Raw genomic sequence first — 19677 nt, 5'->3', positions numbered from 1 at the left:
GTCGCATGGCACGCGGGCCTCGTGACTGGATAACTCGGGGGTTCGGGCGGGGCCCGGCCCCCCACCCTCGGGCCCCAGCGACCCCCCCCCGGCGGCCCAGCGGACGCCGCCGATGTGGATCGGGCCGGTCGGGTTGGCGGAGACGAACTCCAGGTTGATCTTCAGGCCCTTGAGCGCCTCGTTGCGCCCGTAGGCCTCGCCCGTCTCGACGATGGTGCGCGCCAGCGCGCCCTGGGTCGCGGCGTCCATGGTGATGTTCAGGAAGCCCGGCCCGGCGATGTCGACCTTGGCGACGCCGGTGATCCCTCGCAGGCGGTCGGCCAGCAGTTCCGCCACGGCTCGCGGCGGGCGGCCGGCCGCCTTGGCGAGCTGGAGGGCCACGTTGATCGCGTAGTCGCCGTGGTCCCTGTTCTTGGGTCGCTCGACCGTCACGTGCTCGGGCACGGCGACGGTCAGCTCGCCCGCCTCGACGGCGGCGCTCACTGCGGCCTGGACTGCCTGGGAAAGCTCTGCGGGTGTCACGACGCCAAGCGTAGGCGAGACGGGGTACCCGCCCGCCACCCGGTTTGCCGGTCGGGACGCCCGCGGGCGCTCCCGTCAGCGGTGTCAGCCTCGATCCGTCCGCTCTGTTCGCTCAGGGCGAAACCCGCTCGGCTGTCCGCCCAGGGTCATCAGCCGCCGCACCAGCGCCACCAGATCGGCCGGGTCGAAGGGCTTGCCGAGGTAGCCGTCCACCCCGACGGCCTCCCCCAGGTCCAGATCGGCCGGGGTGCAGGCGCTCACGATCGCGATCGGCAGCCGGCTGGTCCCCGGGGTCGCGCGCAGCCGGGCCGCCGTCCGCAGGCCGTCCAGGCGCGGCATCATCACGTCCAGCGTCACCACGTCCGGCTTCACCCGGCGGACCACCTCCAGGCACTCGGCGCCGTCGGCGGCGGTCACCACCTCGAAGCCCTCAAGCTCCAGGTTGACCCTGATCAGCTGGCGGATCACCTCGCTGTCGTCCACCACGAGGACCCGCCCGGACACTCCCGACACCTCACCGAGGGTATCGGCGCCCCCGCCGCCCCGTCCGGCCTTTGGGCACTTCCACCGCCCCCGCCGCCCGCCGCCGACGCACCCCGCACCCGCTCCCGCTCCCCCGCCGCAAACCCGTGCACGGACCACGCCCGGAGCCTGGTAGTGTTCTTCACGTCGGAGGCCGAAACGCCGACGACATCGAGCAGGCCCCCGTAGCTCAGGGGATAGAGCACCGCCCTCCGGAGGCGGGTGCGTAGGTTCGAATCCTACCGGGGGCACTTCGCAAGAAGTGCAACTGAGGCCCAGATCAGTGGAGTTGATCCACGGATCTGGGCCTTCGTCATGTCCGGGCCCGGTCGGCGGCGCGCGCTGCGGGCCCGGCCGGGCTCAGGACGAGGTGCCCTCGACCTGGGAGACCAGCCCGGCGATGGTGTGGTCGAAGTAGGCGCTGTAGGACGCGTCGTCGCTGTCGCCGCCCTGCTGGTAGCCGCCGATGGCGCCGACCACGTCGCCGGTGGCGACGTTGATCCAGGGGCCGCCGCTGGTGCCGGACGGGTAGGCGGGGCAGTCGATGACGCGCTGGTAGGTGCTCTGCCGGCCGGTGGTGTTGGTGCACAGGATGGGCTCCTCGGCGTCGCCGGGGTAGCCGTAGAGGCGGACGGTGGCGCCGAAGGGCTCGTCGGCGCCGAGCCGGTTGCCGCCGACCACGTCCTCGACGTTGCGGCCGTTGTTCGGGGCCGTCTCCAGGATGGCGAAGTCCTCGTCCTGGTCGCCCTTCTGGGACCAGCCGGTGGTGGTGTGGACCGCGGTGACCTGCCAGCTGCCGTACGGGGCGGAGCCGTCCCGGTAGCCGGGGACGAAGGTGACGCCGCCGGCGCTGCCGAGGCAGTGCGCGGCGGTCAGCAGCAGGTTGCCGCCGGGACTGTGCAGCACGCTGGCGGTGCAGAAGTGGTTGCCGGCCGCCGCGGCGCCGCTGAACAGCGCGCCCACGGTGGCCGCTTCGGGGGTGGCGGCGGCGGTGGCGGTGGTGCCGAGGACGACGCCGCGGGTGTCGGGGGTGGCCGGCGCGGAGGGCGTCGGGGTGGCCGCCGGGGCGCTGCCCGGGTCGGCGCTCGCGCCGGCGCCCGCACTGCCGGTCGGGCCGTCCGTCGGGCCGTCCGTCGGGGCGGCGGAGGGGCTGTCGGTCGGAGCGGGGGCGTCGACCGGTGCGGGTGCGGCGGGCGCCTCGGACGCGGGCGCGGTCGCGGCCGGCGCGACGGCGGCCCGGGAGCTGCGGGCCGCCTTCCCGGCGGCCGTCGCGTCGGACAGGCTCAGCCCGTGCGTGCCGGTGACCACGGCGGCCACCACCACCGCCGAGAGCGCGGTGAACAGGGTCGGCCCCAGAAGGCTGCGGCGGCGGCGCGACGTCGGGCGGCTGTGCTGACCCATGTCTGTCTCTCCTGCCAGTGATCGACGGCTTCCCGGGGGCTGCGTGCGATCAACGACTATGCCGCTTCAGCCTGGAAAGGTCGTTACCGGTGGCTGGGATATCCATGAGAAAAAGCTCACCCGTCGGCGCGTAAGCGGTCCAGCGCGCTCCCCAGTTCCTCGGCCCCGATGAAGGCGGTGTGCGTCCCGGCGACGGTGCAGGTGAAGGCACCGGCGACCGAGCCGGCCCGGGCGCACTCCAGCGGCGGGCGGCCCCGGAACCAGGAGGCGAGGAAGCCCGCGACGAAGGCGTCCCCGGCGCCGTTGGTGTCCACCACCGGGCGGCCCGGGTCGACGGCCGGCAGGTGGCGCACCTCGTCGTCGTCCCGGGTGAGCAGGTAGCAGCCGTCGGCGCCCGCGGTGGCGGTGACGACACCGGCGCGGCCCTCGGCGAGGATCGCGCGCATCACCTGCTCGTGCCGGCCGCGGCAGCCGGCCACCGAGAGGAACACCAGGTCCGAGCCGAGCGCGTAGTCGCGGTGGTGCGGGTTGCTGCCGTCCCAGTCGTGCAGGTCGGTGGAGGTGGTGCGGCCGAGCCGGTGGAGGTCGGCGTACATGTCCCGGTTGACGCCGGTGATGGAGAGGTGGACGTGCCGGCTGCGCCGCGCGTACGGCAGGTAGAACTCGGGCGGCAGCCGCAGGTCGGCGGGGTGGCGGCCGTCGAAGAAGGAGAACCGGCGGCCGGCGGCGTCCACCAGGTTGACCCCGCGCGGGGTGCCGTGCGGGCTCACCAGGTGCGCGAAGTGCAGGCCGTGGTGCTCGTAGGAGGCGCGGACCAGGGCGCCCTGCGGGTCGTCGCCGAGGAAGTCGAGGAAGGCGGTGCGCAGGCCGAGGCGGTGGGCGCCGAGGGCGACGCCGTTGCCGGTGTGGCCGACGTAGTCGCGGACGGGTCCGACGAACAGCGAGTCGCCGGGCGGGACCTCCAGCCGGTCCACCCGGACGATGGTGTCGACGCCGGAGCCGCCGACGACGAGCAGGTCGAACTCGGGCAGCACGACGGCGCCTCCTCGGTCCCTGGACGGTGGCCAGGAGTCAAGCAGGCGCCGGAGGTTGACTGCAAGGTCTTGCTGAAAATTTCAGGGTTCTCGTCGGGGCTCTGCCGGGACGGCCGGGTGGGCCCCCGCCTGCGCCTCGACCGGGGCGACGGTCGTCACGGCGGGCGCCGGCCGGTGGTCGATCACCCGGAAGGCGATCAGCGCGGCCAGCAGCAGGACGCCCGTCGACACCCAGTTCGCGACCACGTAGCCGTGCACCGTGGCCTGGGCCCGCACCGCCGGCGACGAGGCGATCCGGGTGGCCAGGAACGACGCGGTGGCACTGGCCGCGACCGTGTTCAGCAGCGCCGTGCCGAACGAACCACCCACCTGCTGGGCCGAGTTGATGGTGGCCGAGGCCGCGCCCGCCTCGCGCGGGGAGACCCCGAGGGTGGCCAGGTTCATCGACGGCATGAAGACCAGGCCCATGCCGGAGCCGAGCAGCAGTTCGGCGGGCAGCACCGTGCCGGCCCACGGGCTGTCCACCGTCATCCGGGTCAGCCAGGCCATGCCGGCCGCGGCGAGCAGCAGCCCGGGGCAGACCAGGTTCCGGGTCGGCACCCTGGTCATCAGCCGGGCCGCGAAGCCGGTCGAGCTGAGCACGATGGCGGCCGTCATGGGCAGGAAGGAGACGCCCGACAGCACCGGCGAGAAGTGCTTGATGACCTGGAGGTAGTAGGTGAGGAAGAGGAACAGGCCGAACATGCCGATCATGGCCAGGCCGACCGAGAGGGCGGCCCCGCCGCGGTTGCGGTCGGCGACGATGTGCAGCGGCAGCAGCGGGTGCGCGGTACGCCTCTCGACCAGGACGAACACCGCGAGCAGCGCCAGGCCGAGGGCCAGCGAGCCGAGCACCAGCCCGTCGCCCCAGGTCCGGGTGACGGCCTCGGAGGTGCCGAAGACGATCGCCAGCAGGCCGCCGCAGCCGAGCAGCGCGCCGGGCAGGTCGAGCCGGACCCGGCGCCCCCCGGCGGCGTGGTCGCGCTCCAGGAGGCAGGTGGCCGCGAGGGCCGCGGCGGCGGCGATCGGGACGTTGACGAACAGGCACCAGCGCCAGTCCAGGTACTCGGTCAGCAGCCCGCCCAGGATCAGGCCGAGTGCGGAGCCGCCGGCGGCGATCGCGCCGAAGACGCCGAAGGCCGTACTGCGCTCCCTGGGGTCCGTGAAGGTGGTGGAGAGCAGCCCCAGGGCCGAGGGGGCGAGCAGGGCGCTGAACCCGCCCTGGAGGGCGCGGGCGCCGAAGAGCATGGCCGGGCCGTCCGCCGAGCCGCCGAGGGCGGAGGCGGCGGCGAAACCCAGCAGGCCGACGGTGAAGACGCGTTTGCGGCCGAAGAGGTCGCCCAGCCGTCCGCCGAGCAGCAGCAGGCCGCCGAAGGCGAGCGTGTAGGCGGTGATCACCCATTGCCGGTCGGCGTCGGAGATGCCCAGGTCCCGCTGGGCCGACGGCAGCGCGATGTTCACGATGGTGACGTCGAGGACGATCATGAGCTGGGCGACGGCGATGACCGCCAGCGCCCACCAGCGGCGGCTGTCCGCGTTCTCATGACCGGTGGCGGTTCGCGCAGACACTGGTCAGCCTTCCGGAGGGGTACGGAGGGGTCACGCAGTCGGGGAAGTCACGCAGTCGCCTTCAAGCGAAGCTCCCGCACGGACGGATGGCAAGGAAAAACCTCACCAAATCGACCTTTTCGGGCCAAAGGACCAGCGGCCCCGGGACTCGCGGACGAGGCCCGGGGCCGGCGGCCGACCTACAGTGCGGACAGCTCCTCGACCAGGTCGTCCAGCCCCAGCGAGCCCTGCGAGAGCGCCGCCATGTGCCAGGCCTTGAGGTCGAACTCCTCGCCGCGCGCCTCGTGCGCCGCCCGCGCCGCCGCCCGGCCGCGCAGCCAGGCGCGCTCGCCCAGCTTGTAGCCGATCGCCTGGCCGGGCATGCCCAGGTAGCGGACCAGCTCGCTGTCCAGGTAGTCGGGGGTCAGGCCGCAGTACCGGCCGAAGAACTCCCGGGCCGCCTCCGGGCTGACCGGCTCGCCCGGCAGGTACGGGGAGTCGGCCGGGAAGTCCAGGCCCGCGTGCATGCCGATGTCGACGATCACCCGCAGCGCACGCATCATCTGCGCGTTGAGGTAGCCGAGGCGGTGGCCCGGGTCGGTGAGGTAGCCGAGCTCGTCCATCAGGCGCTCGGCGTACAGCGCCCAGCCCTCCAGGTTGGCGCTCACCCCGCCCAGACTGACCTGGTAGGTGGAGAGCCGGTCCGCGACGTAGTTCCACTGCGCGAGCTGCAGGTGGTGGCCCGGGACGCCCTCGTGGTACCAGGTGGAGACCAGGTCCCAGACCGGGAAGCGCTCCCGGCCGAGCGCCGGCAGCCAGGTCCGCCCGGGGCGGCTGAAGTCCAGCGAGGGCGCGCTGTAGTACGGCGCGGCCGCACTGCCGGGCGGGGCGATCCTCGACTCGACCCGGGTGATCGGCTCGGCCAGGTCGAAGTGGGTGCCCTGGAGGTCCCGGACCGCCTGGTCCATCAGCTCCTGGAGGTACACCCGGGTGGCCTCGGCGCCCTCCACGGCCGGGCCGTCCGCCTCCAGCCACTTCATCGCCGCCATCGGGCCGGCGCCGGGGCGGACCTTCTCGGCCTCGGCCTCCATCTGCGCGAGCAGGTCGCGGAACTCGCCCCAGGCCCATGCGTAGGCCTCGTCCAGGTCCAGGTCGGAGCCGGTCCAGAAGCGGACGAAGCGGCGGTAGCGCTCGCGGCCGGTGGTGTCGGAGGTGTCGGCGGCGGCCGGGCCGTAGACGTCGCGCAGCCAGTCGCGCAGGGCGGCCAGCGCCTCCCCGGCGGCCAGCGCGGGCCCGGACAGCTCGGCGCGCAGGCCCTCCGGCGCGCCCTGGACGAACGCGCCGAACCAGCCGCCGGGCACGTCCCCCTCCAGCCACTCGCCGAGCTGCCCGACCACGGTGGCCACCTGGCGCGGGCCGGACAGCAGGCCGCGCTCGATGCCGGCGGCCAGCGTCTCCCGGTACTGCGCCAGCGCGAGCGGCACGCGGGCCAGCCGGCGGCCGACCACCTGCCACTCGGCCTCGGTGTCCGTCCCCATCAGGGTGAAGACATCCCGGACCTCGTGCACCGGGGAGCCGAGGTTGCGCACCGCGCGGAAGTTCTCCCCGGCCTCGTGGACGGCGAGGGAGGCGGTCAGCCGCTCGCGCAGCAGGCGGGCGCAGCGGCGCTCCGCCTCGTCCTGCGCGGCGTCGGAGCGTTCGGCCTCGGCGAGGGCCGCCAGGGTGCGGCGGCCGAGGTCGGCGATCGCCTCGGCGCCGGCCGGCGAGAGGTCGGGCAGCCGGTCGTCCTCGGGGCTGAACCCCAGGTAGACCGCGGTCAGCGGGTCGAGTTCGGCCAGGGCCCGGACGTAACCGTCGGCGACGCGGCGCGGGGTGGTGGCGTCGGAGGTGATCAGTTCTTCAACCATTCGGACATCATGGCGCGGCGGGGGCCGATTGCAAGCCTTTACCGGGCGATCGGTGACATGCACCGGCCGACCGCCGCCGGGCGGGCCCACGCAAACACACGTTCGGGAAACCGCCGCGCGCGACAGGATCCGATCGGGCCCACGCCCATTACGCTGACCGCCATGGAAGCCCGCCCCGCCACGGCAACCGACCAGGTGCCCGCCCCGGCCGCACCCGGCCCCCGCCCGCGCCGCACCGGCTACCGGCGGCTGCCGGTGCAGCAGCGCCGCGAACAGCTGATCGCGGTCGCCCTGGAACTGTTCGCCGCCCGGCCGCCCGAGGAGGTGGGCCTGGACGACGTCGCCGAGGCCGCCGGGGCCTCCCGCCCGCTGGTCTACCGCTACTTCGCGGGCGGCAAGCAGCAGTTGTACGAGGCCGCGCTGCGCAGCGCTGCCGACGAGCTGACCAGCCGCTTCACCGTCCCGCTGGCCGGGACCCCGTCCGAGCAGCTGGCGGCCGTCCTGGACGGCTACTTCGCCTTCGTGGCCGAGCACGACGCCGGCTACTCGGCGTTGCTGCGCGGCGGTTCGGTGGTGGAGACGGCCCGCACCTCGGCGATCGTCGACGACGTCCGGCGGGCGGCGCTCAAGCGGACCCTGCGGCACCTCGGCGTGCGGGAGGCCGGGCCCCGGCTGACGCTGCTGGTGCGCTCGTGGATCGCGGTGGTCGAGGGCGCGTCGCTGACCTGGCTGGACGAGGGGCGCACGCTGCCGGTGGGCGAGCTGCGCGACTGGCTGGTGGACCAGTTCACGGCGATGGCGGCGGCGACCGCGCTGCACGACCCGCAGACCGCGCAGGTGCTGGCCGTGCTGCTCGCGCTGGAGGGGCCGCAGGCGTCGCGGGCCGAGCGGCTGCGCGAGGTGCTGGCGGCCCGGTGACCCGACCCCCGTGCCCGGGGTCGGGGCGGCCGGTGCCGCGCCGGCAGGGCGTTACGCCTTGCCGAGCACCTGCCGCTGGCGGCCGAGGCCCTCGATCTCGATCTCGACGATGTCGCCCGGGGCCAGGAACGGCGTGCCGGGGTGGCCCAGGGTGACGCCGGCCGGGGTGCCGGTGACGATCACGTCGCCCGGCTCCAGGACCATGAACTGGCTGACGTAACGGACCAGTTCGAGCACCGGGAAGATCATCTTGCCGGTGTTGCCGTCCTGCCGCAGCCCGCCGTTGACCCACAGCCGCAGCGGCAGCTGCTGCGGGTCGGCCACCTCGTCCGCGGTGACCAGCCAGGGCCCCAGCGGGGTGAAGGTCTCCGCCGACTTGCCCTTGTCCCACTGGCCGCCGCGCTCGAACTGGAAGGCCCGTTCGGTGACGTCGTTGGCGATCGTGTAGCCGGCGATCACCGCCGCGGCCTCCTCGTGCCCGGCCAGGTAGCGGGCGGTACGGCCGATCACGACGGCCAGCTCGGCCTCGTAGTCGGTCTTCTCGCCGCCACGCGGCACCAGCACCTCGTCGTACGGGCCGACCACGGTGCAGCTCGGCTTGAGGAAGATCACCGGCTCGTCCGGGGGCGCGACCCCGGCCTCGGCGGCGTGGTCGCGGTAGTTGAGCCCGATGCCGACCACCTTGCCCGGGCGGGCGACCGGCGCGCCCACCCGCTGCCCGGCGAGGTCCACCCGGGGCAGCACCCCGGCGGCCACGTCCCGCGCCAGGGCGGCGGCGTCCAGCCCGGCCAGGAAGGCCCCGTCAATGTCCCGGGCACGCCCGGAGAGGTCGTACCCGATGCCGTCCTGGCCCAGCACGACCGGGCGCTCGGCGCCCGGGGGTCCGACGCGGAGGAGCTTCATCGATCCGTCACCAGCCTTTTCGTCGCAGCTCACCGGGGCGGCCGAAGACACCGCACCCGACTCTGGCAACGAGGTATATCAACGCCACCGGCCGTGAACCAGACCGTCCCGGTGGGCGGATTCCTCTCAATTCCCACAGTCGCCGCAGACGCCGAATCAGCGGCCCGCACGGTTGACAGCCTCCCGCCCGTACGGCGCCGAGGGCCCTCAGCCGCCCTGCGGACCGCCGCCGAGCAGGCCGGCCAGGCTCAGCGCCCGCGGCCGGCCCGGCCCGCTCCGGGCGGCCTCCCGGTGCCAGCGGTCGAGGTCGCGCAGCGCGTCGGCCCGGACGTCCGGTTCGGCGGCCGGCTCCGCGGCCAGCTCGCGCAGCAGCGCGACGGCGGCGCCCGGGCTGCCGTCCTGGGCCAGCCACAGGGCCAGGTCGTGGCAGGTGCGCAGGGTGCGCGGGTCGGCCGGGCCACAGATCCGGGCGAGGTCGGGGATGAGCGCGGTGAGCATCTCGACGGCCTCCCCGGGGGCGCCCTGCGCGCCGCGTAGCCAGGCCTGGTCGGCCCGGCGGCGCAGCTGCTCCGGGCTGGGGTCGTCCGGGCGGAGCACCCCGGGCCGGATCCGGCGCAGCCGTTCCAGCACCTCGGCGGCGGTGGCCGGCCGGTCCGCGGGCCGTTTGGCGAGCAGCCCGGCGACCAGGTCGGCCAGCGCCGGATCGGTGCTGCGCACCCGGGGCGGGGTCTCCTCCAGGTGCTTGTACATGTACTCGGCGGCCGAGGAGGCACGGAACGGGCGCCGCCCGGTGCAGAGTTCGTACAGCATGACGCCGAGCGCGTAGAGGTCGGCCCGGCCGTCCACGGCGGCGCCGGACCAGCACTCGGGCGCCAGGTACGGGACGGTGCCGACCACGCTGCCGGTGGAGGTGAGCACCGCGGACTGGGTGAGCAACCGGGCGATGCCGAAGTCCAGCACCTTGGCCTTGCCGCCCGCGTCGACCATCACGTTCTCGGGCTTGATGTCGCGGTGGACGACGCCCGAGCGGTGCGCGGCGTCCAGCGCCTTGCAGACCTGGCGCATCCACTTCAGCGCGGCCTCCTGGTCCGGGACACCGTCCTTGAGGATGTCGGACAGGGCCCGGCCGCGGACCAGTTCCAGCACCAGGTAGTGGGTCCCCCCGGTGGCGGTCGCGACCAGGCCGTAGTCGTACACGGTCACGATGTGCGGATTGGAGAGGCCGCCGGCCGTACGGGCCTCGCGGACGAACCGCCCGACGGCCTCCCGGTCGGCGGCGTGCTCCGCCAGCAGCAGCTTGACCGCGACCTCGCGGTCGAGCCGCTGGTCGGTCGCCTTCCAGACCACCCCGAAGCCGCCCCTGCCCAGCCACTCGTCCAGCCGGTACCGGCCGTCGAGCACCTCCCCCTGCTGCATGTCCTCCCCCAAGTCCGCCGTGTCCGGGCGGTGTTCGCCGTCGGATCGGAGGGGTCACCATAGCGGCGGGGGGCGGCGAACGGGTGAACGGACGGGCCCTACGGCTTGGGCAGCCCGGGCGGGTTGACCTCGGAGGTCGGCACCGCCTCGTTGTCCAGGCCCCAGCGCTTGAGCACCTGACCGTAACTGCCGTTCCTGATCACCTCGTTCAGCGCCCCGTTGAGCGCCTGGACCAGCCCGCTGCCCTTGCGGGTGGTCGCGGCGATCTTGCCGAGGACGTCCGCGCCGCCGCCCGAGTAGGTGCCGACGATCTCGGTCTCGCCGGTCTGCGCGACGTGGAAGGCCAGGTTGGGATTGGGGCCGACGTAGGCGTCGATCCGGCCGGAGGAGAGCGCCAGGTAGAACTCGGCGCCCTGGAAGTACTTGATGTCGATCGGCTTGAGGCCGTTCCTGGTGTTCTCCTCGCTCCAGGAGATCAGCAGCTTCTCCTGGTTGGTGCCGGAGGAGACGCCCACCGACCTGCCCGCCAGGTCCTTGGCGCCGGTGACCTTGAGACCACTGCCCTTCCTGGCCTCGAAACCGAGGACGTCCAGCCGGTAGGTGGCGAAGTCGTACTTCTCCTTGCGCGCCTCGGTGACGGTGATGTTGGAGAGGCCGACGTCGTACTTGCCGCTGTCCAGGCCGACGAAGATGTTCTCCCAGGAGACCGGGTTGAACTCGACCTTGAGGCCGAGCACGTTGCCGACCAGGGCGGCGATGTCCGGCTCGACGCCGATGATGGTCCTGTCGTCGTTGGCGTAGAAGTCCAGCGGCGGGGTGGTGCCGAGGGAGTCGACGACGGCCAGGGTCCCTCTCCTCCTGATCTCCTCCGGGACGAGCGCCGCGATCGCGTCGACCTTGGCCGTGGTCACCCGGTTCTGGTCGGCCGTCAGGTTCACCACGGCGCCGTTCGGCGCGGTGCTGCCCTTGGCCGGGGCGAGTTCCGCCGTGGCTCCCGAGGACGCGCCGCCGCAGGCGGTCAGGGCGAGGGCGGCGGCGAGCGCGGCGGCGGCGGTCACGAGGGCGCGACGGGGTAGGGGCATGGCGGAACTCCTGCTCGGTGAAGGGGGTTTCGGTGCGGCGGGAAGGGCTGGAGGCCCTCGGTTCAGAGCACCTCGGCTCAGAGCACCTTGGCGAGGAAGGCCCGGGTGCGTTCGTGCCGGGGGCGGTCCAGGACTTCGGCCGGCGGGCCCTGCTCGACCACCACGCCGCCGTCCATGAAGACGACGGTGTCGGCGACCTCGCGGGCGAAGCCGATCTCGTGGGTGACCACGATCATGGTGGTGCCGGTCCGGGCGAGGTCCTTGATGACGTCCAGCACCTCGCCGACCAGCTCCGGGTCGAGCGCCGAGGTGGGCTCGTCGAACAGCAGCACCTTCGGCTCCAGGGCCAGCGCCCGGGCGATCGCCACCCGCTGCTGCTGGCCGCCGGAGAGCTGCCGGGGGTACGCGGCGGCCTTGTCCGCCAGCCCGACCCGCTCCAGCAGCGCCAACGCCGTCGCCCTGGCCTCGGCCCGGGGGCGGCGCAGCGCGGCGATCGGCGCCTCGACCAGGTTCTCCAGCACGGTGAGGTGCGGGAACAGGTTGAAGTTCTGGAACACGAAGCCGATGTGGGTGCGCTGGCGCAGCACCTCGCGCTCCTTGAGCTCGTACAGCCGGTCGCCGGAGCGCCGGTAGCCGATCAGCTCGCCGTCGATGGCGACGTAGCCGCCGTCGAGCTTCTCCAGGTGGTTGATCGCGCGCAGCAGCGTGGACTTGCCGGAGCCGGACGGGCCGAGCACCACGGTGACCGAGCCGGCCGGGACGTCCAGGTCGACGCCGCGCAGCACCTCCAGTGGCCCGAAGCTCTTGTGCAGGCCGCGGACCTGCACCATCGGTGCGGCCGCCGGTTCGGTCCTGGTGAGCGTGGTCATCGACGTCCTCCGGTGGTGCGGGCGGTCGCTGCGCGGGTGGTCGGCGTGCGGGTGGTCGGCGTGCGGGCGGGCAGGCTCCGGACGAAGGCCCGGGCGCGCTGGAGCGGGGTGGGCGGCGGGGTGCGCTGCGCGCCGCGGGCGAAGTAGCGCTCGACGTAGTACTGGCCGATGGACAGCACCGTGGTCAGCAGCACGTACCAGACGGTGGCGACCATCAGCAGCGGCACCACCCGGCCGGTCCGGCCGTAGACCACCTGGGCCTGGTAGAAGAGCTCGCCGATGGCCATCACGTAGACCACCGAGGTGCCCTTGAGCAGCGAGATCACCTCGTTGGCGGCGGCCGGCAGGATGCCGCGCATCGCCTGCGGCAGCACGATCCGCCAGCTCTGGCGCCAGCGCGGGATGCCGAGCGCGGTGGCGGCCTCCCGCTGGCCGACGTCCACCGCGATGACGCCGCCGCGGATGATCTCGGCGGCGAACGCGGCCTGGTGCAGCCCGAGGCCGAGCACGGCGGCGCCGAGCGCGCTCAGCACGCCGACCGTCTCGAAGTCCCCGAAGGTCGGGCCGAACGGGATGCCGATCCCGAACCGCTTGTAGAGGTACGACAGGTTGAACCAGAACACCAGCTGGACGATCAGCGGGATCGAGCGGAACACCCACACGTACGCCCAGGCGATGGACTGGAGGATCGCGCTGCGGGACAGCCGCATCGCGGCCACCACGGCGCCCAGCAGGAAGCCCAGCCCGGTGCCGTAGACGGTGAGTTCGAGGGTGCGGCCGACCGCCTGGACGATCGTGTCGGCGGTGAAGTAGAGCCGGAAGGTCGCCCAGTCCCAGCCGGGGTTGGTGGCCAGGCCGTGGGCGAACTGGGCGAGCACGACGAGGGCGGCGACCCCGATCCCCCAGCGCCAGGGGTGCCGGGCGGGGACGGCCCGCAGAGCGGCCAGTTCGTCGAGGTCCAGGCGGGGGCCGGAGCCCGGACCGGGATCGGGTCCGGTCGCCGGTGCCCGCTCGGCCCGGACCGGGACCGGGGCCTGGGCTTGGGCTTGGGCCTGGGCTTGGGACGTCGCGGTGGTGCTGGCGGTCATCGGGAGGCTCCTTCGGCAGACCCGGGGATCACTGGTGTTCGGGCGGGCTGATCAGGGACTCCTTGATCGCCGATTCGGCGACCCCCCACTTCCTGAGGATCCGCTCGTACGTCCCGTCCTTGATCAGCTGGTTGACCGCCGCCTGGAAGGCCGGGGTGAGCTTCGAGCCCTTCTTGAACGCGAAGCCGACGTCCAGCCGATGGAACTCGCCGAGGAAGCGCGTCCCGGAGGCCTCCTGCGCGGCCTGGTAGCGCAGGCCGTTGATGGTGGACATCAGGACGTCGACCCGGCCCTGCTGGAGGCCGGTGAGCACGGCCCCCGGGTCGCTGAACGCCCTGACCTCGTACGGCTTCTTCCCGGCGTCGGCGCAGGCGGTGCGCTTCGCGTTCAGCGTGGTCTCGAAGGTGGTGCCGGCGCCGGTGCCGATGGTCAGCCCGCAGAGCTGGAGCAGGTCGGTGACCGGCTGGACGGCCTGGTTGTCCTTGCGGACCGCGAAGCCCTGGCCGTCGTCGATGTAGGTGACGAAGTCGATGGTCTTCAACCGGGCCGTGGTGACCCCGAAGTTGCCGGTGCCGACGTCGAACTTGCCGCTGTCCAGGGCGGGCAGGATGGTCTCGAAGGCGGCCTCCTGGCGCTGCACGGTCAGCCCGAGCAGCCTGGCCACCGCATCGGTGAAGTCCACGTCGATCCCGGCCGGCTTCTTGGTGGCCTGGTCGGCGTAGAAGGCGGTGGGCGGCGAGCCGAAGGACGCGCCGAAGGTCAGCGCGCCGGCCTTGCGGACCTCCTCGGGCAGCAGCGCGGCGGCGGCGTCCGACTTCGCGAGGCCCGAGACGACGTCCTGGGAGACGGCGGTGGCGGCGGGCCCGCTCGCCCCCGCCGGGCCCGCGATCTTCGGGTCCGGGCCGCACGCGGCCAGCGCCAGCACCGGCAGCAGGGCGGTGGCCGCGAGCAGGCGGCGGCGGACGGTGGTGCTTCTCACGGGGGGCCTTTCAGGGGGTCGGAGCCAGCACCGGCAGGTGCTTCTCGAACGGGAGCGGGCCGATCGTCAGGGGGTCGGCGGCGACGTCGAACAGCGGGGTGTAGCCGGACGCCAGGTAGAGGCCCCTGGCCTCGGGCTGGCGCGGACCGGTGGTGAGGTAGATCCGGGCGTAGCCGGCGGCGGCCGCCGTCCGCTCCAGCTCGGCCAGCACCCGGCGGGCCAGGCCGCGGCGACGGTGCGCGGAGTGCGTCCACATCCGCTTCAGCTCGGCGGTGCGCGCGTCGTACCGCTTGTACGCGCCGCCGGCGACGGGCTCGCCGTCCTCCAGCAGGAGCAGCAGGACGCCGTGCGGCTCGGCGAAGGCGTCCCGGGGGTAGCGGGTCATCTCCTGGCGCGCCTCGGGGCCGTAGCGGCTGACGTACTCGTGGGTGAGCTCGCGTAGCAGCGGCTCGACCAGCGGGTCGTCGATGGTGACCCGGCGGAACCCGGCCGCCGGGCCCGCCTCCCGGTCCGGAGCGCTCACGCCTGCACCGCGATCAGCTGGTGCCGGTCCCGCTCGGCGCGCTCGGCTACCGCCGCGGCCTTGGCGGCGTCGCGCTTGGCGACCTCCTCGCGGACGATCGGGATGACGTGGCGGCCGAAGTCGATCGCGTCGTCGAGCAGGTGGTAGCCGCGGGCGGAGAGGATGTCCACGCCGAGGTCGTAGTAGTCGAGCAGCGCCTCGGCGACCGTCTCCGGGGTGCCGACCAGGGCGTTGGAGTTGCCGGCCCCGCCGGTGGCCGCGGCGGTCGGGGTCCACAGCGCGCGGTCGTAGCGCTCGCCGGCCTCGGCGATCTCGATCAGCCGCTGGGAACCAGTGTTTTCGGGCGCTGCGGCGCCGAGCGGGCGGCCCCGGCGGACGAGATCCCCGGACTCCCGGCGGGCCTTGATCGCGGCCACCGTCCGGTGCGCCTTCTCCCAGGCCAGTTCCTCGGTCGGCGCGATGATCGGCCGGAACGCCACCTGGATCCGCGGCACGTCGGTGCGCCCGGCGGCCCGGGCCGCCTCCTTCACCCGCTCGATCTGCTCGGCGGTGCGGGCCAGCGGCTCGCCCCACAGGCAGTAGACGTCCGCCTCGGCGCCGCCGGCCGCGTAGGCGGCGTCCGAGGAGCCGCCGAAGGAGACCCCGGGGCGCGGCTGCTGGACGGGGAAGACGTCGGAGACGAAGTCGTTGAAGCGGTAGTGGGCGCCCTCGTGGTCGAAGGGCTCCCGGCTGGTCCACGCCTTCTTGACGATGCCGATGTACTCGCGGGTGCGCTCGTAGCGCTCGTCCTTGGACAGGAAGTCGCCCTCGCGCTGCTGCTCGTGGTCGCTGCCGCCGGTGATGAAGTGGACGGTCAGCCGCCCGTCGCTGATCTGGTCCAGGGTCGCGAAGGTCTTGGCGGCGAAGGTCGGGTAGGAGACGTTCGGCCGGTGCGCCAGCAGGATCTGCAGCCGGTCCAGGTGCGAGGCGAGGAAGGCCGCCGCGGCCGCGGGTTCCGGGGAGCCGGCGCCGTACGCGAAGAGCACCCGGTCCCAGCCGTGGTCCTCGTGGGCCCGGGCCAGCCGCAGGGTGTAGTCGCGGTCGAAGGCGGCGGTGGAGCGGGGGGTGGTCTCCGAGCCGTCGCCGGTGGCGGCGATACCGAGGAATTCGACGGGCATGGCGGAACCTTTCGGGGTGAGCGGAGTCCGGTGGACTGCGGGTGGGCAGGCCGGAGCCGGCCGGGGCGGGGCGGCCGTGAACACGGGTGCGCGGCGGCCGCGCCGACGGTGGGGTCGGCGCTCGCGCGGCGGGAGGAGGTGGGAGGCAGGCGTGGACGAGGGAGTACTGCCGGAGTTCAGTGCGCGGTCGTCGGACGGCAGCGTGCGCCTGGGACGCCGTCAGCTGCGGACGGCTGGTCCCGGCCCGCGGCGGGGCAGACCGAGGGAGGGCTCCCCGCGGGAGATCAGAGGGCCGGACGGGCGGCCCGCTGCCGGGTCAGCCGCAACACGCCGCGGACCACACCCGACCGAAGTCGATGTGGTCGCGGGTGACCAGGGGCTGCTCGGCGTACATGGCCTCAAGTTGAACAGCCCGCCAAGTGGTCCGTCAACCACCCATCATTGCCGCTCTGTTGCGATCTCCTGTCGCCCTGCGACCGGTCCGCGCCGGGCCCCGGCCAGGGCCCGGACCACCCTTGACAGCCGTCGATCGCGCATGCGTACGATCACGGCGGAGTGCAGTGCACAGCGCCGGCCGTGTTGAGGGACACGGGCCGGTGCGACGGCCGTACGTGACCACACCCGTACCTCCCGCCCGCCCGCACCTCCGCCAGGAGCCGCCGCCATGGCCAGCCCGCAGGACCTCCTCCCCGCCCGCTCCACGCCCACCCCCGCTTCCACCTCAGCCCCCGACCTCCCCGGCCCACCGCCCGACCCCGGCGCCCGGATCGTCGCCCGCCGCCGACCCGGGCAGTGGGCCTGCGCCGGGATCGCGCTGCTGCTGACCGCGATGGCCGTCAACTCCGTGGTGCGCAACAAGGCCTTCCAGTGGGACGTGGTCGCCGACTGGTTCACCGCCGGGTCGGTGCTCAACGGCCTCACCCTGACCCTCTGGCTCACCGCCGTCACCCTCGCCCTCGGCTTCGTCCTCGGCACCGGCCTCGCCGTCATGCGGATGTCCGGCAACCCGGTGCTGCGCACCCTGAGTTGGGGCTACATCTGGATCTTCCGCTCCACCCCGCCGCTGGTGCAGCTGCTGTTCTTCTTCAACATCGGCGCGCTCTACCCGACCCTCGGCCTCGGCATCCCGTTCGGCCCCGAGTTCGTCACCGTCAAGACCGTCAACCTGATCGGCCCCACCCTCACCGCCGTCATCGGCCTCACCCTGCTGGAGACCGCGTACGCCGCCGAGGTGATCCGCGGCGGCATCCTGTCCGTCGACCGCGGCCAGTTGGAGGCCGCCTCGGCGCTCGGCCTCGGTCGGTGGCGGGTGCTGCGCCGGATCGTCGTCCCGCAGGCGATGCGCTCGATCGTGCCGACCGCCGGGAACATGCTGATCAGCGCGCTCAAGGGCACCAGCATCGTCAGCGTGCTGGCCGTCTCCGACCTGCTCTACTCGGTACAGCTGGTCTACCTGCAGTCGTACCGGGTCATCCCGATGCTGGTGGTCGCCACCATCTGGTACCTGGTGGTCACCACCCTGCTGTCCGTCGGCCAGTACTACGTCGAGCGCCACTACGCCAAGGGCGCCACCCGGGACGGCCTACCGCCCACCCCGCTCCAGCGGACCCGGGCCGCCCTGCGACGGCTGCGCGAGGTGGCGGCATGAACACCCTCGTGATCGTCGGCGCGGGCCCGCGGGGCACCGGGCTGCTGGAACGGATCGCCGCCAACGCGGCCGAACTCCTGCCCGCCGAACGCCCGTTGCACGTCCACCTGGTCGACCCGCACCCGCCCGGCGCGGGCCGGATCTGGCGCCACGACCAGTCCCCGCTGCTGCGGATGAACTCGATGGCCGAGGACGTCACCATGTTCACCGACGAGCGCTCGACCATCGACGGGCCGGTCCGCCCGGGCCCCTCGCTGGCCCAATGGGCGCTCCGGCGGCGGGAGTTCGCGCCCTACCGGGAGGTCGCCGACCCGGCCGTCCGGGCCGAACTGGACACCCTCGCGCCCACCGACTTCCCCACCCGCCGGGCCCATAGCGCCTACCTGAACTGGGCGTTCCGCCGCGCCGTCGCCGACCTGCCGCCGCACGTCACGGTCACCGTGCACCGGGACACCGTCCGGCGGATCGACGGCCCGCCCGACGGCCCGCAGACCGTCCACCTCACCGGCCGGACGCTCACCGCCGACCACGTCGCCCTCACCCTCGGCCACCTCGACTCCACCCCGCACCCCCGGTACGCCGCCGACGCCGACTTCGCCGCCCGGCACGGCCGCTTCCACCTCCCGCCCGCCTACTCCGCCGACGCCGACCTGGACGGCATCGCCCCCGGCGAGCACGTCGTGCTGCGCGGCCTCGGCCTGGCCTCCGTCGACCTGGTCGCCCTGCTCACCGAAGGGCGCGGCGGCCGCTTCGAGCCCACCGGGGACGGGCTGCGCTACCGCCCGTCCGGCCGCGAACCGGTGCTGCACCTCGGCTCCCGGCGCGGCGTCCCGTACCACTCCAAGACCGACTACCGACTCCAGGGGCCGCCCGCCCCGCTCCCCCGGTACTTCGACGCAGCCGCCGTGGACGCCGTCCTCGCGACCGGCGGGCCGCTCGAACTCCGGCGCGACTTCTGGCCGTTGATGGCCAAGGAGACCGCCTTCGGGCACTACCACGAGCTGTTCCACGCCCACCCCGAGCGCACCGCGCTGCCCTGGCCGGAGTTCCTGGCCCGGTTCGACCGGCACGACTGGTACTCCCCCGACCTGGCCGCCCTGGTCGCCGAGGCGGTACCCGACCCGGCCGACCGGATCGACTTCGAACGACTCGACCACCCGCTGGCCGGCCTCGAACTCGGCTCCGCCGAGGAACTCCAGCAGCACCTGCGCGCCTACGTCACCGCCGACGCCGACCGCCGCGCCGACCCCGCGCACAGCGCCGACCTCGGCGCCTTCCTCGCCCTGCTCTCGCTGTTCGGCCAGCTCCCGCGCATCCTCGCGACCGGCCGGCTCACCGCCCGCTCGGTCGCCGAAGAGGTGGACGGGTGGTTCTTCGGCTACTTCAGCTACCTCGCCTCCGGCCCGCCCGGCTTCCGGCTGCGCCAGCTGCTCGCCCTGTCCGAGGCCGGGATCGTGCACTTCCTGGGCGCGGGCGTCCGGGTCGAACGGGACGAGGCCACCGGCACCTGGCGGGCCGGCGGCGACACCGTGCCGGGCCACCGCATCACCGCCACCGCCCTGGTCGAGGCGTACCTGCCCAAGCACCAGCTGACCCGCACCCTCGACCCGGTGCTGCGCGAACTGCACCGCGCCGGGCGGCTCGTGGAGGAGGTGGTCGCCGACGAGGAGTACACCCACCGCTCCGGCCTGGTCACCATCGCCTCCGGCGACAGCCGACTGCTCGACCCGGCCCTGGGCGGCGCCCCGCACCCGCGGCGCACCGCACTCGGCCCGCACACCAGCCTGCGCGCCGCCGCCGCCTTCGCCCGGCCCCGCACCGACTCCCCGGGATTCCGGCAGAACGACGCCGCCGCCCGCGCGCTGCTGCGGGCACTGGCCGCGCTCCCGGCCGCCGCCCCGGCGCCCGTCGTCGATCCCCCGCCCGCCCGCCGCCGCCAAGGCACCCGCCTCGCCGCGCGGTCGGCGGTCGCCGCCCCTGCTCCGCCGTGCGGTCAGCGCACCCCGCCACCGCCGCGCCCGCCCTCCGGCCGGACGAGGGGGGCCTGACGGCGGGCCCCGGGAGCGGCCCGGTCGCAGGTTCGGGGCCCGAAGACCCGTTCGACCCCCCTCCCCCCGTCCG

General features: G+C 74.0%; 16 protein-coding genes, 1 tRNA gene and 1 pseudogene. 4 read left to right on the top strand and 14 right to left on the bottom strand.

The features are described 5' to 3' along the window. Both ACFV6D_RS29420 and ACFV6D_RS29415 read right to left on the bottom strand, forming a co-directional pair. A pseudogene (locus ACFV6D_RS29420) lies at positions 1 to 522 on the bottom strand (arginine--tRNA ligase); the annotation flags it as partial. Between the two features lie 84 nt (positions 523 to 606). Further along, the gene (locus ACFV6D_RS29415; RefSeq protein WP_063347820.1) at positions 607 to 1026 is read right to left on the bottom strand and encodes a PleD family two-component system response regulator; all 420 of its coding nucleotides are present in this window, start codon (positions 1024 to 1026) and stop codon (positions 607 to 609) included. Between the two features lie 197 nt (positions 1027 to 1223). Between ACFV6D_RS29415 and ACFV6D_RS29410 the strand changes: the two genes are divergently transcribed. Next, positions 1224 to 1295, top strand: a tRNA-Arg gene (locus ACFV6D_RS29410). A gap of 109 nt (positions 1296 to 1404) precedes the next feature. Here the strand turns inward: ACFV6D_RS29410 and ACFV6D_RS29405 are convergent. From ACFV6D_RS29405 to ACFV6D_RS29390, 4 genes are all read right to left on the bottom strand, one after another. Next, complete coding sequence (locus ACFV6D_RS29405; protein ID WP_380561755.1) at positions 1405 to 2445, bottom strand: trypsin-like serine protease; 1041 nt, start codon at positions 2443 to 2445, stop codon at positions 1405 to 1407. A 116-nt stretch (positions 2446 to 2561) separates the two neighbouring features. Then, entirely contained in the window at positions 2562 to 3479 is a 918-nt protein-coding gene (locus tag ACFV6D_RS29400; protein ID WP_380336769.1) for a carbohydrate kinase family protein, read from the bottom strand. An 81-nt stretch (positions 3480 to 3560) separates the two neighbouring features. Further along, positions 3561 to 5087: an MFS transporter gene (locus ACFV6D_RS29395; protein WP_380561753.1), complete on the bottom strand. Its 1527-nt coding sequence runs from the start codon at positions 5085 to 5087 to the stop codon at positions 3561 to 3563. 179 nt (positions 5088 to 5266) lie between these two features. Continuing rightward, positions 5267 to 6973 carry a DUF885 domain-containing protein gene (locus tag ACFV6D_RS29390; protein WP_063347822.1) on the bottom strand — a complete coding sequence of 569 codons (1707 nt, stop codon included), beginning with the start codon at positions 6971 to 6973 and terminating at the stop codon, positions 5267 to 5269. Between the two features lie 162 nt (positions 6974 to 7135). On the opposite strand from ACFV6D_RS29390, the gene ACFV6D_RS29385 reads away from it, so the two are divergent. Further along, on the top strand, positions 7136 to 7891 hold the full coding sequence (locus ACFV6D_RS29385; RefSeq protein WP_380336772.1) for a TetR/AcrR family transcriptional regulator: 756 nt from the start codon (positions 7136 to 7138) through the stop codon (positions 7889 to 7891). 51 nt (positions 7892 to 7942) lie between these two features. On the opposite strand, the gene ACFV6D_RS29380 is transcribed toward ACFV6D_RS29385, so the two are convergent. The 8 genes from ACFV6D_RS29380 to ACFV6D_RS29345 all read right to left on the bottom strand — a co-directional run bounded on the left by ACFV6D_RS29380 (position 7943) and on the right by ACFV6D_RS29345 (position 15908). Continuing rightward, the gene (locus ACFV6D_RS29380) at positions 7943 to 8794 is read right to left on the bottom strand and encodes a fumarylacetoacetate hydrolase family protein (RefSeq protein WP_380561751.1); all 852 of its coding nucleotides are present in this window, start codon (positions 8792 to 8794) and stop codon (positions 7943 to 7945) included. A 207-nt stretch (positions 8795 to 9001) separates the two neighbouring features. Beyond that, complete coding sequence (locus ACFV6D_RS29375; RefSeq protein WP_363371862.1) at positions 9002 to 10210, bottom strand: serine/threonine-protein kinase; 1209 nt, start codon at positions 10208 to 10210, stop codon at positions 9002 to 9004. Positions 10211 to 10308: 98 nt separating this feature from the next. Next, on the bottom strand, positions 10309 to 11292 hold the full coding sequence (locus tag ACFV6D_RS29370) for an ABC transporter substrate-binding protein (protein WP_380561750.1): 984 nt from the start codon (positions 11290 to 11292) through the stop codon (positions 10309 to 10311). Positions 11293 to 11369: 77 nt separating this feature from the next. After that, positions 11370 to 12161, bottom strand: coding sequence for an amino acid ABC transporter ATP-binding protein (locus ACFV6D_RS29365; RefSeq protein WP_350879624.1), 792 nt, complete (start codon positions 12159 to 12161; stop codon positions 11370 to 11372). Further along, positions 12158 to 13249, bottom strand: coding sequence for an amino acid ABC transporter permease (locus tag ACFV6D_RS29360; protein WP_380561748.1), 1092 nt, complete (start codon positions 13247 to 13249; stop codon positions 12158 to 12160). The genes ACFV6D_RS29365 and ACFV6D_RS29360 overlap by 4 nt, the downstream gene beginning before the upstream one ends. Positions 13250 to 13277: 28 nt before the next feature. Then, entirely contained in the window at positions 13278 to 14228 is a 951-nt protein-coding gene (locus ACFV6D_RS29355; protein WP_380561746.1) for an ABC transporter substrate-binding protein, read from the bottom strand. A gap of 10 nt (positions 14229 to 14238) precedes the next feature. Next, positions 14239 to 14751 carry a GNAT family N-acetyltransferase gene (locus ACFV6D_RS29350; protein WP_380561744.1) on the bottom strand — a complete coding sequence of 171 codons (513 nt, stop codon included), beginning with the start codon at positions 14749 to 14751 and terminating at the stop codon, positions 14239 to 14241. After that, positions 14748 to 15908, bottom strand: coding sequence for an LLM class flavin-dependent oxidoreductase (locus ACFV6D_RS29345; RefSeq protein WP_380561742.1), 1161 nt, complete (start codon positions 15906 to 15908; stop codon positions 14748 to 14750). The genes ACFV6D_RS29350 and ACFV6D_RS29345 overlap by 4 nt, the downstream gene beginning before the upstream one ends. Positions 15909 to 16572: 664 nt before the next feature. On the opposite strand from ACFV6D_RS29345, the gene ACFV6D_RS29340 reads away from it, so the two are divergent. Both ACFV6D_RS29340 and ACFV6D_RS29335 read left to right on the top strand, forming a co-directional pair. Further along, positions 16573 to 17556, top strand: a complete 984-nt coding sequence (locus tag ACFV6D_RS29340) for an amino acid ABC transporter permease (RefSeq protein WP_380561741.1) — start codon at positions 16573 to 16575, stop codon at positions 17554 to 17556. Beyond that, positions 17553 to 19604: an FAD/NAD(P)-binding protein gene (locus tag ACFV6D_RS29335; RefSeq protein ID WP_380561739.1), complete on the top strand. Its 2052-nt coding sequence runs from the start codon at positions 17553 to 17555 to the stop codon at positions 19602 to 19604. The genes ACFV6D_RS29340 and ACFV6D_RS29335 overlap by 4 nt, the downstream gene beginning before the upstream one ends. The last annotated feature ends 73 nt before the right edge of the window (positions 19605 to 19677 follow it).

Origin of the sequence: Kitasatospora sp. NPDC059812, assembly GCF_042732075.1 — a bacterium.
GTDB lineage: Bacteria > Actinomycetota > Actinomycetes > Streptomycetales > Streptomycetaceae > Kitasatospora.
Note: the sequence above shows the minus strand (reverse complement) of the source record. Positions and strands in the feature narration are given on the sequence as shown.